General features: G+C 51.7%; 12 protein-coding genes, 2 pseudogenes and 1 other annotated feature. Of the genes and pseudogenes, 10 read left to right on the top strand and 4 right to left on the bottom strand.

Translation table 11 applies throughout. The annotated features are described in order from the left end of the window. Positions 1–24: 24 nt before the first annotated feature. Positions 25–645 (bottom strand): L-threonylcarbamoyladenylate synthase, encoded by a 621-nt coding sequence (locus QRY16_RS00885; protein ID WP_193404327.1) that lies wholly within the window; start codon positions 643–645, stop codon positions 25–27. Positions 646–657: 12 nt separating this feature from the next. Next, complete coding sequence (rnm, locus tag QRY16_RS00880; RefSeq protein ID WP_289775308.1) at positions 658–1,542, bottom strand: RNase RNM; 885 nt, start codon at positions 1,540–1,542, stop codon at positions 658–660. Between the two features lie 154 nt (positions 1,543–1,696). Then, positions 1,697–1,801, top strand: a sequence feature (Trp leader region). A 24-nt stretch (positions 1,802–1,825) separates the two neighbouring features. Between rnm and QRY16_RS00875 the strand changes: the two genes are divergently transcribed. The 6 genes and pseudogenes from QRY16_RS00875 (at position 1,826) to QRY16_RS00850 (ending at position 8,843) form a co-directional block, all read left to right on the top strand. Further along, entirely contained in the window at positions 1,826–3,388 is a 1,563-nt protein-coding gene (locus QRY16_RS00875) for an anthranilate synthase component 1 (protein ID WP_289775307.1), read from the top strand. Then, positions 3,388–4,980: pseudogene (trpD, locus tag QRY16_RS00870) on the top strand (bifunctional anthranilate synthase glutamate amidotransferase component TrpG/anthranilate phosphoribosyltransferase TrpD). Before QRY16_RS00875 ends, trpD begins: the two are co-directional and overlap by 1 nt. A 2-nt stretch (positions 4,981–4,982) precedes the next feature. Further along, a complete protein-coding gene (gene trpCF, locus QRY16_RS00865; RefSeq protein ID WP_289775306.1) occupies positions 4,983–6,344 on the top strand; it encodes a bifunctional indole-3-glycerol-phosphate synthase TrpC/phosphoribosylanthranilate isomerase TrpF in 1,362 nt (453 codons plus the stop codon). A 46-nt stretch (positions 6,345–6,390) separates the two neighbouring features. Continuing rightward, a complete protein-coding gene (gene trpB / locus QRY16_RS00860; RefSeq protein ID WP_289775305.1) occupies positions 6,391–7,581 on the top strand; it encodes a tryptophan synthase subunit beta in 1,191 nt (396 codons plus the stop codon). Further along, positions 7,581–8,384, top strand: a complete 804-nt coding sequence (gene trpA / locus QRY16_RS00855; RefSeq protein WP_289775304.1) for a tryptophan synthase subunit alpha — start codon at positions 7,581–7,583, stop codon at positions 8,382–8,384. Before trpB ends, trpA begins: the two co-directional genes overlap by 1 nt. Before the next feature lie 144 nt (positions 8,385–8,528). Further along, entirely contained in the window at positions 8,529–8,843 is a 315-nt protein-coding gene (locus tag QRY16_RS00850; RefSeq protein WP_289775303.1) for a BON domain-containing protein, read from the top strand. A 47-nt stretch (positions 8,844–8,890) separates the two neighbouring features. On the opposite strand, the pseudogene ompW reads toward QRY16_RS00850, so the two are convergent. Next, positions 8,891–9,525, bottom strand: a pseudogene (gene ompW, locus QRY16_RS00845) (outer membrane protein OmpW). Positions 9,526–9,778: 253 nt separating this feature from the next. On the opposite strand from ompW, the gene QRY16_RS00840 reads away from it, so the two are divergent. The 4 genes from QRY16_RS00840 to yciA all read left to right on the top strand — a co-directional run bounded on the left by QRY16_RS00840 (position 9,779) and on the right by yciA (position 12,974). Beyond that, complete coding sequence (locus tag QRY16_RS00840; protein WP_193404336.1) at positions 9,779–10,195, top strand: YkgJ family cysteine cluster protein; 417 nt, start codon at positions 9,779–9,781, stop codon at positions 10,193–10,195. Positions 10,196–10,222: 27 nt separating this feature from the next. Continuing rightward, the gene (locus QRY16_RS00835; protein ID WP_289775302.1) at positions 10,223–10,957 is read left to right on the top strand and encodes a YciC family protein; all 735 of its coding nucleotides are present in this window, start codon (positions 10,223–10,225) and stop codon (positions 10,955–10,957) included. 56 nt (positions 10,958–11,013) lie between these two features. Further along, positions 11,014–11,550 (top strand): septation protein A, encoded by a 537-nt coding sequence (locus QRY16_RS00830; RefSeq protein WP_289775301.1) that lies wholly within the window; start codon positions 11,014–11,016, stop codon positions 11,548–11,550. A gap of 1,001 nt (positions 11,551–12,551) precedes the next feature. Continuing rightward, positions 12,552–12,974: an acyl-CoA thioester hydrolase YciA gene (yciA, locus tag QRY16_RS00825; RefSeq protein WP_289775300.1), complete on the top strand. Its 423-nt coding sequence runs from the start codon at positions 12,552–12,554 to the stop codon at positions 12,972–12,974. A gap of 179 nt (positions 12,975–13,153) precedes the next feature. On the opposite strand, the gene tonB is transcribed toward yciA, so the two are convergent. Then, positions 13,154–13,909, bottom strand: coding sequence for a TonB system transport protein TonB (gene tonB / locus QRY16_RS00820; RefSeq protein WP_289775299.1), 756 nt, complete (start codon positions 13,907–13,909; stop codon positions 13,154–13,156). Positions 13,910–14,065: the final 156 nt, after the last annotated feature.

Genomic DNA, 14,065 nt, shown 5'->3' with positions numbered 1-14,065 from the left:
CCGACACGCGGTGCCTGACGACGATTACTGAAACGGACGCGTATCGCCAACGCCTGCGCGAATGATTTCGGGCGCATCACGCGTCAAATCAATCACCGTGGTTGGCTGCTGTCCCAGCGTGCCGCCGTCAATGATTAAATCGACCAGTTTGCCAATGCTGTGTTGAATATCTTCCGGATCTGATTCAGTAAAATCATTGCCGGGCAAAATCAGCGAAGTTGACATCATGGGCTCGTTCAACGCTTCCAGCAACGCTAACGCAACCGGATTTGACGGTACGCGCAGGCCGATAGTTTTACGCTTGTCATTCATCAGCCGACGCGGCACCTCTTTGGTCGCTTTCAAAATAAAGGTGTAATTGCCCGGCGTATTGTTTTTTAACAGGCGAAACGCGGAATTATCGACCTGGGAATAGACCGACAATTCGGACAGGTCGCGACACATCAAGGTAAAGTTGTGGTGGCCGTCTAACTGCCGGATGCGACAGATACGCTCCATTGCCCCCTTTTCTTCTAAACGACAGCCCAACGCATAGCCTGAATCGGTGGGATAAACAATCACACCACCTTTATTAAGATATTCCACCGCCTGATTAATCAGGCGCGGTTGTGGATTGTCAGGATGGATATGAAACAGTTGACTCATAGAAACCTCGTGTCACCTTTCCGCGCATTCAAAGACAGGTGCCAGCTCAGGAAAACGTTCCCAAACCGGCTCGACGCCTGCGGGCAGCCATAATTTGCGGCCCAGCTCAATCCACGGACAGGGTTGATGAAAATCAGAACCTTGTGATGCGGCTAAATCATTTTCTCTGGCGTATTGCGCCAGCTGGGTACGCTCGTTTGGCGCTTGCTGGCATTGTGCAACTTCCATCGCGTCACCGCCGATTTCACGGAAATGTGCCACCAGCCGCTTAAGCCATTTGGCAGATAACCCATAGCGTCCAGGGTGAGCTAACACCGCACAGCCACCAGAATGATGAATTGCATCAACAGCTTGTTCTATTGTACACCATTGTGGCGGGACATAACCGGTTTTGCCGCGAGCAAGATAGGATTTGAAAACCTGAGCAAAATTATCGGCCCGGCCCTGTTCAATCAGAAAACGCGCAAAGTGACCGCGGGTAATCACGCCCCCTTCGGCTAAGCGCGTCGCACCGGCTAGCGCACCGGGGATCTGCGCTTTTTCCAGACGTTCCGCAATGTGTTTGGCGCGCGTCTGGCGACAATCATGCTGCGCGGCCAAAAAACCCGTCATTACCGGATGATGAATATCAATATTGAGTCCAACAATGTGAATCTCATGATTTTCCCACACGGTTGAAAACTCAACCCCTGCGATAACATTGACAGGTAAATTCTGGTCAATAGCCGCCTGTTGCGCAGCGCTTACACCCGCTACGCAATCGTGATCGGTAATAGCTAATACGCCAACGCGCATATCGACCGCGCGCTGGACCACCGCCTGAGGCGAAAGCAAACCATCTGATGCCCGCGTGTGGCAGTGGAGATCATAAAGAGGAAAACGGGTGATATTGCTCAAACTAACTCCTGTAACGAACTAACCCGACCAGCATGATAACGATTTTGCTACCCAGAGAAAAAGTGTATTGACATTTCCGCCCCGAACCCGTTAACTAGTACACAAGTTCACACGTAGCGGGTATTTAATCATGGCTGTTGTTCATACGCTTTTTAACGGTTGGTGGCGCGATATTCCCAGATACGGGCGATGTCGTCGTGCACAATTTGCGTAAACGCTGTGCAGATACCTGGGCCCGCCACTTAGCGGGCTTTTTTTTTGAGCGTCATTCAGAGAATCCATCATGCCAAATGCGAAACCTACATTGAAGTTAATTACCGGCATCGCGCCCTATCGCGAAGATCCGGCCGCAGTGTTTCATCAGTTATGCGGCGCACGTCCGGCAACCTTGCTGCTTGAGTCTGCCGATATTGACAGCAAGCGTAACTTAAAAAGCCTGTTGATCGTGGATAGCGCCCTGCGTATTAGCGCCTTGGGCAACCGCGTCACCTTGCAAGCCCTGTCAGAAAATGGTCGCTCACTGTTACCACTGCTGGATGCCGCCCTGCCGGAATCGGTAAAAATTGATGTCCGTCCCGATGGCCGTGAACTGACTTTCTCCACTAGTGAAAGTCTGCAGGATGAAGATTCACGTTTGCAGGCAATTTCGGTATTCGATGCATTGCGCCTCATTCCTCAGTTGGTGAACGTCCCCGCTGACGAACGTGAAGCGCTGCTGTTAGGTGGGCTGTTTGCGTATGATTTAGTGGCGGGCTTTGAAGATTTGCCCGCGTTGCAAAATCAGCAACGCTGCCCGGATTACTGCTTCTATTTAGCGGAAACCTTATTAGTGCTGGATCATCAGGAGCGCAGCGCGCGACTGCAGGCTAGCCTGTTCTGCCCGTCCACCAGCGAATTCCAGCGCCTGCAAGGACGTATCGAACAACTGCATGGCCAGATGCTGCAACCCGCGCCTGCGTTGCCTGTGCAACGCGTTGAACAGATGACGTTGAGCACCAGTCAAAGCGATGAAGAGTATTGCGCCGTAGTGCGTCAGATGCAGGAAGCGATTCGCATCGGCGAAATTTTCCAGGTTGTGCCGTCTCGTCGCTTCTCGTTGCCTTGTCCTTCGCCGCTGGCCGCTTATGACACCCTGAAAAACAGCAACCCCAGCCCGTATATGTTTTATATGCAGGACCAGGAGTTCGCCTTGTTTGGCGCATCACCCGAAAGCTCACTGAAATATGACGCATCCTCGCGTCAGATTGAAATTTATCCGATTGCCGGTACGCGTCCGCGTGGTCGTCATGCTGACGGTACGCTGGATCGTGATCTCGACAGCCGTATTGAACTGGAAATGCGCACCGACCATAAAGAGCTGGCTGAGCACTTAATGCTGGTTGATCTGGCGCGTAATGATTTAGCACGCATTTGTGTGCCTGGCAGTCGCTATCTGGCGGATCTGACCAAAGTCGATCGTTACTCTTTTGTCATGCATCTGGTGTCACGCGTAGTCGGCACATTGCGCGAAGACCTTGACGTGCTGCATGCCTATCGCGCCTGTATGAACATGGGCACGTTAAGCGGTGCTCCAAAAGTTCGTGCTATGCAGCTGATCGCGGCCGCAGAAGGTACGCGTCGTGGCAGCTATGGCGGCGCAGTGGGCTATTTTACGGCTCACGGTGATTTGGACACCTGCATTGTGATCCGCTCTGCCTACGTTGAAGACGGCGTTGCTACGGTGCAGGCCGGTGCTGGCGTCGTGCTGGATTCAAATCCACAAGCGGAAGCGGATGAAAGCCGCAACAAAGCCCGCGCAGTGTTGCGCGCCATTGCAACCGCCCATCACTGCAAGGAGATTTTCTGATGGCTGACATCCTGCTGCTCGATAACTTCGATTCATTTACTTACAACCTTGTAGACCAGCTGCGTACCTTCGGTCATAACGTGGTGATCTACCGCAACAATTTGCCAGCAGAGCGTCTGATCGAACGTTTGCAGCAGATGGAAAACCCCGTGTTAATGCTGTCTCCCGGACCGGGCGCACCAAAAGATGCGGGCTGTATGCCAGAGCTGCTGCGCGTGCTGCGTGGCCGTCTGCCAATTATTGGTATTTGCCTGGGCCATCAGGCCATTGTCGAAGCTTACGGTGGACAGGTGGGACAGGCGGGAGAAATCCTGCATGGCAAAGCTTCAGTCATTAACCACGACGGTGAGGCGATGTTTGCTGGCCTGAGCAATCCGCTGCCAGTGGCACGTTATCATTCGCTGGTTGGCAGCAATACGCCAGATGAGCTGACGGTTAACGCCAGTTTCAACGGCATGGTGATGGCGGTACGCCATGATGCAGATCGTGTTTGCGGATTCCAGTTCCATCCGGAATCCATTTTGACGACTCAGGGCGCGCGCCTGCTGGAGCAGACGCTGGCCTGGGCGCTGGCAAAGTAAAGGGAGATAATCATGAATACCATTCTGGAAAAACTTTACCAGGCGCAGACACTGAATCAGGCTGAAAGTCACCAGTTATTCAGCGCTATTATTACCGGGCAGCTTGAGCCGACACAGCTGGCCGCCGTGCTTATCGCCATGAAAGTGCGTGGTGAAAAGCCGGAAGAGATCGCCGGGGCGGCAACCGCATTACTGGAAGATGCTAAGCCCTTTCCGCGTCCCGATTATCCTTTCGCCGATATTGTGGGAACTGGCGGTGACGGCAGCAACAGTATCAATATTTCTACCGCCAGCGCCTTTGTCGCGGCAACCTGTGGTTTGAAAGTGGCAAAGCACGGTAACCGTAGCGTATCCAGCAAATCCGGTTCGTCTGATTTGCTGGCAGCGTTTGGCATCAACCTTGATATGCCTGCCGAACAGGCACGTCACGCGTTAGATGAGCTAAATGTTTGCTTTCTGTTTGCCCCGCAGTATCACACAGGGTTTCGACATGCGATGCCGGTTCGCCAGCAGCTAAAAACCCGCACGCTGTTTAACGTGCTGGGTCCGTTGATCAATCCGGCGCGCCCGCCGCTGGCAGTCATTGGTGTATATAGCGCAGATCTGGTGCTACCGATTGCGCAGGCGTTGAAAGTGTTGGGGTATCAACGCGCCGCGGTCGTTCACGGCGGCGGCATGGATGAAGTGGCGCTGCATGATATTACTCATGTGGCTGAGCTTCGCGACGGTGAAATTACCCGTTATCAGCTGTCGCCAGAAGACTTCGGCTTTAGCTTCCATCCTAAGGAAGCCCTGGCAGGCGGCACGCCAGAAGAAAACCGTGACATTCTGACACGTTTACTCCAGGGTAATGGCGAACAAGCCCATGAGGAAGCGGTTGCCGTGAATGTGGCTATGCTTCTCAAAGTATTTGGCAATGAAGATCTGCGTGAAAATGCACAGCGTGCGCTCGCCGCGATCCGTAGCGGACAGGCTTACGAGCGCGTGGTCGCTCTGGCAGCAAGAGGATAACCATGCAAGGTACAGTGTTAGATAAAATCGTTCAGGACAAAGCAGTTTGGGTTGAGGCGCGCAAGCAGCAGCAACCGCTGACCCGCTTTCAGAATAGTGTGGAACCGGCAACACGTAATTTCTACGATGCGTTGCAAGGAACACGCACCGCCTTCATCCTGGAATGTAAGAAGGCATCGCCATCCAAAGGGCTGATCCGCGAGGATTTCGATCCAGCCGCTATCGCAGGTGTCTATCGTCATTACGCTTCAGCCGTGTCCGTATTAACCGATGAAAAATACTTTCAGGGCGATTTTGCTTTCCTGCCTGTTGTCAGCGCCGCGATCACCCAACCCGCGCTGTGCAAAGACTTTATTATCGATCCTTATCAAATCTATCTGGCGCGCCACTATCAGGCCGATGCGATTTTGCTGATGCTGTCAGTGCTGGATGATGAGCAATATCGTCAACTCGCTGCTGTTGCGCACAGTCTGAAAATGGGCGTGCTGACCGAAGTCAGTAATGAAGAAGAGCTTGAGCGCGCCATCGCGCTGGAAGCGAAAGTGGTCGGTATTAATAACCGCGACCTTCGCGATATGTCCATCGACCTGGATCGTACGCGCCGACTGGCGCCGCGCTTATCGCACGGCGTGACGGTCATCAGTGAATCTGGAATTAACAGCTACGGCGATGTTCGCGAACTCAGCCATTTCGCCAATGGCTTCCTGATTGGCTCTGCGCTAATGGAAGAGGATGATCTTCAAAGCGCGGTTCGGCGCGTTACGCTGGGCAGTAATAAAGTCTGCGGCCTGACCCGAGCCGAAGATGCTCAGGCCGCGTATGCTGCCGGCGCGATTTTTGGTGGCTTGATTTTTATTGAAGGCTCACCACGCTATGTGGATAGCACTCAGGCGAAATCCGTCATGACGGGCGCTCCGCTTAGCTATGTGGGAGTTTACCGTAATGCATCAATTAGTGACGTTGTCACACAAGCGGATGCCCTCAATCTGGCTGCGGTTCAGCTTCACGGTGATGAAGATCGCGCTTACGTCGCGGCGTTACGTGCAGCCTTACCTGCGACGATACAAATCTGGAAAGCCATGCGTATTGAAGGGGCATTACCAGAGCGCGACTGGACGCACGTTGATCGTTATGTATTTGATAACGGTAACGGCGGTACGGGCCAGCGCTTTGACTGGTCACTGCTAAAAGATCAAAAGCTACATAACGTATTGCTGGCAGGTGGTTTAAGGGCTGACAACTGCGTTGAAGCCGCACAACAAGGTTGTGCAGGACTCGACTTTAATTCTGGCGTGGAAAGTACGCCGGGCCTTAAAGATGCCAGCAAAATCGCTGCCGTATTCCAGACGCTTCGCGCCTATTGATTTGCCGGCCCCGTATGACTGCGGGGCAGAATAAGGAAAAAAAAAGATGACGTTACTGAACCCCTATTTTGGTGAATTTGGTGGTATGTACGTACCGCAAATCCTGATGCCAGCCCTGCGCCAGCTGGAAGAAGCCTTTGTTGATGCACAAAAAGATCCCGCCTTCCAGGCCGAATTTACCGATTTGCTGAAAAACTATGCAGGACGTCCCACTGCATTAACCCTGTGCAGCAACCTGACAAAAGGCACCAAAGCCCGCCTTTACCTGAAGCGTGAAGATCTGCTGCATGGCGGCGCGCACAAAACTAACCAGGTGTTAGGTCAGGCGCTGTTAGCCAAACGCATGGGCAAAAACGAAATTATCGCCGAAACCGGCGCTGGTCAGCATGGTGTCGCATCAGCGCTGGCCTGTGCGCTGCTTGGCATGAAATGCCGTATTTATATGGGCGCTAAAGACGTTGAACGTCAGTCGCCCAATGTTTTCCGCATGCGTTTAATGGGTGCCGAAGTGATTCCGGTTCACAGCGGTTCCGCTACGCTGAAAGATGCCTGTAACGAGGCGCTGCGCGACTGGTCTGGCAGCTATGAAACCGCACACTATATGTTAGGTACTGCGGCTGGTCCGCATCCCTTCCCAACTATCGTGCGTGAATTTCAGCGCATGATTGGTGAAGAGACCAAAAAACAGATTCTGGAAAAAGAAGGTCGTTTGCCAGATGCCGTGATCGCCTGTGTTGGTGGCGGTTCAAACGCCATTGGCATGTTTGCTGACTTTATTGATGACGCCAGTGTTAAGTTAATCGGCGTTGAGCCAGCGGGACACGGTATTGAAACCGGCGAGCACGGCGCGCCGCTTAAACATGGCCGCGTGGGCATTTACTTCGGCATGAAAGCGCCAATGATGCAAACGGAAGAAGGCCAGATTGAGGAGTCTTATTCAATCTCTGCCGGTCTTGATTTTCCCTCTGTTGGCCCGCAGCATGCGCATCTCAACAGCACTGGTCGTGCCGAGTACGTGTCAATTACCGATAATGAAGCGCTGGCTGCCTTTAAACAGCTGTGCCGCTCTGAAGGGATTATCCCGGCGCTGGAGTCGTCCCATGCCCTTGCCTACGCGCTGAAGATTATCCAGGCGGAACCTGAGAAGGAGCAGCTGATCGTGGTCAACCTTTCCGGTCGCGGCGACAAAGACATTTTTACCGTTCATGATATTTTGACAGCGCAGGGAGAAATCTGATGGAACGTTACGAGCAACTATTTAAACGTTTAGCGGCGAGTAAGGAAGGCGCTTTTGTACCGTTCGTCACGTTAGGTGATCCCTCACCTGAACTCTCTTTGCGCGTGATTGACGCGCTGGTTGACGGCGGCGCTGATGCGCTGGAGCTGGGTATTCCTTTCTCCGATCCCCTGGCCGATGGCCCGACAATTCAAAACGCGACCTTACGTGCCTTTGCGGCGGGCACCACCACCGCGCAATGCTTTGAAATCCTCGCCAGTGTGCGTCAAAAATATCCCGAGCTGCCCATCGGTTTATTGATGTATGCCAATCTGGTGTTCTCCAACGGCATTGACGCATTTTATGCACGCTGTGCTGAAGCGGGTGTTGATTCGGTGCTGGTCGCTGACGTGCCGGTGGAAGAGTCTGCCCCTTTCCGCCAGGCCGCGTTGCGTCATGGTGTCGCGCCAATTTTTATTTGCCCGCCGAATGCCAGCGATGATTTGCTGCGTGAAATTGCTTCCCATGGTCGCGGTTATACCTATCTGTTATCGCGCGCTGGGGTTACCGGTGCAGAGAAACGCGCCAGTCTGCCGCTACATCATCTGATTGCCAAACTGCGTGAATATAATGCCGCTCCGCCGCTGCAAGGCTTTGGTATTTCCGAGCCGGGCCAGGTGAAAGAAGCCATCGCAGCGGGAGCCGCAGGTGCTATCTCTGGTTCAGCGATAGTGAAGATCATTGAGAAACATCACGCACAACCTGATGTAATGCAGAACAAGTTAAAAGCCTTCGTTAGCAATCTTAAAGCGGCCAGCCGTTAATCCTCCTCATGCCTTATCTTCGAAGGCATGATTTTTCTCTCTTTCTTGTGCCCTGCTATTTGCTCATTTTGAATTTTCTGAACCACAATTAACCATGCGCCGTTATGGTAACGTCGCCTCACATTTGTGACAGGGAGAGAAGCAATGAAATGGTTTAAAGTGCTGGCAAGTGCGTTAATTGCGGGGGTGGTTGCGCTGACGCTGAGCGCCTGTGCGCCGACATCGACTAAAGAAGGAACCGGTGGCTACATTGATGGCACCGTAATCACCACAAAAGTTAAAGGTCAGCTACTGAAAGATGACACGTTAAAGTCAACCGAAATCAACGTAGAAACCTTTAAAGGGAAAGTTCAGCTAAGCGGGTTCGTCAGCTCGCCACAAATGGCGAATCGCGCAGTAGAAGTGACGCGTAACGTAGCGGGTGTGAAATCTGTCGTGAACAATATGCAGATTAAGTAGCGCATATTTCTCCGTCAACAAGGCCGCTTCACAGCGGCCTTTTTTCGTCAGAAACGGTAACCCGCGCCGAAAAAGAATACCCAGGGATCGACGCGCATATTGATATTTTGCTGCGCGCCATTGGCTTTAAATTTCACTTCGGTATCAATATCCATATACCACACTGACGCATTCAGCATCCAGTCGCGGTTGATCTGATAATCCAGACCGACTTGTCCCGCCATGCCCCATGAATCTTTAACGCTTAAATCGGTCAGACCCGCGTCACGTCCGGTTTGGTTAAAATCAGCGTCATAAAAAAAGTGGTGTAGTTGATACCCGCGCCAATATACGGGCGCACTTTACTCTTGCTGTCAAAAAAATAGTATTGCGCCATCAGCGTAGGCGGCAACTGTCGTACTGTCGCCAGCGTGCCGGTTGGTCCTAAGCCGACCTTATGGCGGAATGGCGTCGCGGCCAGCAGCTCCACACCAATATTGTCGGTTGCCATGTAGGTAAACGTCAGGCCCAGTTGTGTGTTGTTGCTGGCGCTAAAAGACCCCATGCCCAACACATTATCGGAACCTTCTGTAGGACGAACAGTGGCGCTGCCAGCGCGCATAAAAAAATCGCCAGCCTGATGAGCCAGCGCAAGTTGTGGTAGTACCAACGTCAGCAGCATCGCGCATTTTGCCAGTTTCATGGTCACTCCTTTGCAGAATTTGATAGTTGACGACGATGTCAGTTATTTGTCGGCAAAGATTTAACTGAATTTTCTGGAAAATGCATCCAAATCAATCGAATTAAATACCTTATAAAACAATGAGTTGATTCAGATCAATTTTGACGCTCTCTCGCGCTAAAAAATTTCGCTTGCCGGGCATTTCCGGCAGGATTATTTTGCTGATCTTCACGGGTGATTTTGGTTCGATGCCTCAGGAGCGGCGGGTGATCAGATGAGCGAAATAAACAATCCTTGTATTAGCTGTGGTGCATGTTGCGCCCATTTCCGCGTTTCTTTTTACTGGGCCGAAGCTGACGATGCCGGCGGTCTTGTACCGACCGAATTAACCGAACCGCTTAGCTTATTCATGCGCAATATGCGTGGCACCAACGATCGTACCCCGCGCTGTGTGGCGTTGCAGGGCGAGATTGGCGGCTGTGTTTCCTGCGGCATTTATGAACAGCGACCTACGCCCTGCCGCGAGTTTGCCATGTCGGGTGAAAACGGTGAATGGAATGAAGCCTGCGATCGTGCCAGAGCGCGTTATGGTCTGCCGGCACTTTTTCATCCATCTTTACCTGTAATGACAGAAAGTTATGCCACAGCGGGTGCCAGCGAGCTGCCAGAACATGTACAATCGCCGGGTTAATTAACCCGGTTCCTCCAAGGAGTGTACATGTCTATCACGGCGAGTTCGTTATACCGTGACACTGGAAATTTTTTTCGCTACCAGCTTTTAACGGTGGTGCTGTTGTCACTATTGACTGCTTTTATCACGGTTATGCTGGCTCATGTCATGACGCCCGGCGCAGATCAACTGGCGATTCTGCAACAGGGCGATTCCAGCGCCACTTCCCTGTTTGAAATGGTCCAGAATATGACACCCGAACAACAAGGCGTATTACTACGCGCTTCCGCTGCTGGCACTTTTGCCGCGCTGGTCGGTAATACCTTGCTGTTAGGTGGCATGCTGTGTCTGATCCCTATGGTTTCTACCGGTCAGCGCGTGAGTGCGTTGCGCGCCATTGGCGCTTCCGCACCGCTGCTGCCGAAACTGTTACTGCAAACTTTCCTGATCACTCTATTGGTTCAACTTGGCTTTATGGTGGTATTACTACCCGGCGTGATTCTGGCGATCCTGTTGTCGCTGGCCCCGGTAATGTTAGTCAGTGAAAAAATGGGGGTGATAAGTTCGCTACGCGCCAGCATCAGTATGGCCTGGAAGAATGTGAAACTGATTGCGCCTGCCATTATTCTCTGGCTGCTGGCTAAGATCGCGGTCATGTTTTTCTTCTCGTCGTTGACCGTGTTGCCGGTAAATGTCACCTCCGTAATGCTGACTGCGGTAGGTAATCTGGTTTCCGTCGTCTTGATCATTTATCTGTACCGGCTCTATATGCTGTTACGTTAAATGTCAGTGCGTCTTCGGACGCACTGATTAACGCTCCTGCCTTTACTGGAATGACTATGAAGCAGTTACTTGATTTTCTCCCCTTAGTGGTTTTTTTCATTTTCTACAAAATGTACGATATTTTTGTTGCTTCTGGCGCGCTGATCGTCGCAACTGGCTTAGCCCTGGTTGCAAGCTGGGTGCTGTACCGCAAGCTGGAGAAAATGACCATTTTCACGTTTGTGCTGGTTGCGGTATTTGGCACATTGACGCTGGTTTTCCATAACGATGAGTTTATTAAATGGAAAGTAACGGTAATTTACAGCCTGTTCGCCCTGGCGCTGCTATTTAGCCAATGGTTTATGAAGCAACCGTTGATCCAGAGTATGTTAGGCAAAGAGCTACAACTGCCCGATTACGTCTGGCGCCGTTTAAATATTGCCTGGGCGCTGTTCTTTTTTATCTGCGGTCTGGCAAATATCTATGTTGCGTTTTGGTTACCTCAGGAAATGTGGGTTAACTTTAAAGTATTCGGTCTGACAGGCCTCACCCTGCTATTTACCCTGTTCAGCGGACTTTACATCTGGCGACAAATGCCGCAAGAAAAAGAGTAAACCTCAGCAATTAATCGTTATATTCATTCGTTGAGTAAAAAGCACCGTGACGATGAGCAATCGGTAACAGGCGAATAAAACTAAGTCAGCGATGTCAGGTCAATAGCCTGACATCGCGCTGACTTAGTGGCTATTAGCGGAAAATATCTTGCGACTCACCCCGCGAGTTTTATCGGACAGCTTCTGTCGCTGTTTTTACTCCTCTTGCCCAAAATAACGGCAATCATGTGCTGCTTTGTTAGCGCTAAATCCGTCAGGCTGGATGGTTGCTTATGAGCAACCTGCTCGCCTTATCGTTTTCTGCTGGCATTAACTATTGATCGTCTCTTAATGATGAAGCCTTTCATCAACATCCTGCCCTTTTATTAACGGAGGGAGAGGTACTGCTTCATTTATCGGTTTACTCAAATGATGAACGTGAATAATGCATGGCCGCTTATTAAAAGAGTCGCCAGGGCTAACGCCAGCTTATCCACTTTACTCATCGCCCTTTCCCCTCCGTCAGCTTAATGAAAGTGAAGGCACCGCATCGCGGTGCATGGATTGAAGCCAGGCACTTTATCGCTTGTCCCTTGCGTTACGAAATTGTTACCTGTGTTTCCTTGCGTGCGGCAAGAGTATTGCTGGATAATTGCTAACGCTGAGCGGTATGGATGTATTCTCTGTCGATACAAGAGAACGGCCTTACCGGCCAACCGTGTCACTCTGATATGACTTCTGTTTTCCCGTAACACTGACCCGGCCGCTGTCTGAAGTGAGCGTTGTGTTTTCGGTAGCACTACCCTAAGTGCAGACAAACTGAAGTCATTTAATCATTTCGCAGTTAAACCTATCCGGGCAGCAAATAACTTTATGTCCCAGGTTTGCTTTGAGATACGTACGGTAAATAAGCTGATTAAACGGCTATCAGGCCGATTTCACTCGAATAAAAAATGAACCTGCCCGGTACGCTGGGTATTTTTGGGCGCTTGTCGCCATCACCTGCATAAGAAACGGAAACAATGGACGATAAGCATACATTGCTGCAAGGCGAAATGGTGTTGCGTACCTTAGCCATGCCGGCGGATACCAATGCCAATGGCGATATATTTGGTGGCTGGCTCATGTCGCAAATGGATATGGGCGGCGCAATTCTGGCGAAAGAGATTGCTGAAGGACGCGTGGTTACGGTGCGCGTTGACGGCATGACTTTTCTGAAGCCGGTCGCGGTGGGCGATGTGGTGAGCTGTCACGCGAGTTGTATTCGCTCCGGTAACAGCTCAATGACAATTAACGTCCAGGTGTGGTTCAAAAAGGTGTCATCAGAACCGATTGGGCAAACATATTGTGCTACAGAAGCTGTGTTTATTTATGTGGCGGTCGATGATGAGGGAAAATCCCGGCCATTGCCACCGGGACGAGCGAATCAGCAGTCGGGTATTTAACATCACGCATTTCCGGCCAAAGTGAAGGGCGATTGGTGAAGGCGGCATAAAGATATTCATGCCGCCACGTCTTGCGTGTCCATGCAGTAGACGCTTAACGCCAGCGTCCCTCACTTTCGCCTTTATGCAATGCCTGTTCCGTTAACGCCGGTGAAAAGATGCGCCCAAAGAGCGAGCTATTACTCAATACTCGCGCCGCCCTTCATTTTAAACACGATATTCATCGTCAGATTTTGTCCCGGACGGCCGCTCTGATACCGCCACTTTTTCATTGCCATCTTGACTTCACGCTCAAACATATTGCGCGGCTCAGCTGACAGGATGCGCACATTATCAACGCGCCCGTCACTATCCACATCAAACTGCACACGAACCCGGCCTTCTATGCGCAATGCATACGCACGCGTTGGATACGCAGGCTTGCCCGTTTGAATCGCTTTGGGTCCGTTTGATACCGATTGCGTCTGAGCAGGCGCCGTTTTCGGCGCAGTGGACGGTTTAGTCTGCGTTGTTGGCGCATCCTGCTTAAACGGATTCGCCTGCGGCTTGCTCTCCGGTTTCACTTCGCGCTTCGGCTGTTCGCGCCTGTGCTCAGGTTTGGGCTTCGGTTTAGGCTTCGGCTTCGGTTCTGGTTTCGGAATAGGGACTGGCACAGGCTTTGGTGGTTCAGGCGCCGATTGTGGCTCTGGAACCGGCTCAGGCTCTGGCTGTGGCTCAGGCTGCGGCGGCGTAGGTTGCACAACCGCTGGTGCCGGTTCGGGTTGCACTTCAGGTGCCACCATAGTCACGCTAATCGGCTGCGATGCCCTGGGAACTTCGATAACCTGATGAAACGAGGCGTAAAGAATTCCTGCAATTACCGCACCATGGAGAGCAACGGAAAGCAACATGGAAATCGGCGCGCGTTTTGGTAATGGCATAGTCAGCGTGGTCATAGCATTCGCAGTCATTGAGTGAAGCAGCGATTTTAAATGCAAATAGCAATCAGTTGCAATAATTGCGGTGATCGGGGCGAAAAAAAGCGCTTTTTAAGCCCTTTATGCTGAGCTGAGTTCTGCTTTTATCTTTCGTTTGCACTCTGATTGACGATC

This window comes from Mixta mediterraneensis, assembly GCF_030283135.1.
Taxonomy (GTDB): Bacteria; Pseudomonadota; Gammaproteobacteria; order Enterobacterales; family Enterobacteriaceae; genus Pantoea; species Pantoea mediterraneensis.
The sequence above is the reverse complement of the archived record's forward strand: the minus strand, read 5'-3'. Positions and strand labels throughout refer to the sequence as shown.

What these genes read in the sequence shown, in the direction of transcription:
- QRY16_RS00840 (WP_193404336.1), top strand. Translation starts at nt 9,779, where the DNA reads ATGAGCGAAATAAACAATCCTTGTATTAGCTGTGGTGCATGTTGCGCC.
- trpA (WP_289775304.1), top strand. Translation starts at nt 7,581, where the DNA reads ATGGAACGTTACGAGCAACTATTTAAACGTTTAGCGGCGAGTAAGGAA.
- QRY16_RS00885 (WP_193404327.1), bottom strand. Translation starts at nt 645, where the DNA reads ATGAGTCAACTGTTTCATATCCATCCTGACAATCCACAACCGCGCCTG.
- tonB (WP_289775299.1), bottom strand. Translation starts at nt 13,909, where the DNA reads ATGACCACGCTGACTATGCCATTACCAAAACGCGCGCCGATTTCCATG.
- QRY16_RS00835 (WP_289775302.1), top strand. Translation starts at nt 10,223, where the DNA reads ATGTCTATCACGGCGAGTTCGTTATACCGTGACACTGGAAATTTTTTT.
- QRY16_RS00875 (WP_289775307.1), top strand. Translation starts at nt 1,826, where the DNA reads ATGCCAAATGCGAAACCTACATTGAAGTTAATTACCGGCATCGCGCCC.
- trpB (WP_289775305.1), top strand. Translation starts at nt 6,391, where the DNA reads ATGACGTTACTGAACCCCTATTTTGGTGAATTTGGTGGTATGTACGTA.
- trpCF (WP_289775306.1), top strand. Translation starts at nt 4,983, where the DNA reads ATGCAAGGTACAGTGTTAGATAAAATCGTTCAGGACAAAGCAGTTTGG.
- QRY16_RS00830 (WP_289775301.1), top strand. Translation starts at nt 11,014, where the DNA reads ATGAAGCAGTTACTTGATTTTCTCCCCTTAGTGGTTTTTTTCATTTTC.
- QRY16_RS00850 (WP_289775303.1), top strand. Translation starts at nt 8,529, where the DNA reads ATGAAATGGTTTAAAGTGCTGGCAAGTGCGTTAATTGCGGGGGTGGTT.
- yciA (WP_289775300.1), top strand. Translation starts at nt 12,552, where the DNA reads ATGGACGATAAGCATACATTGCTGCAAGGCGAAATGGTGTTGCGTACC.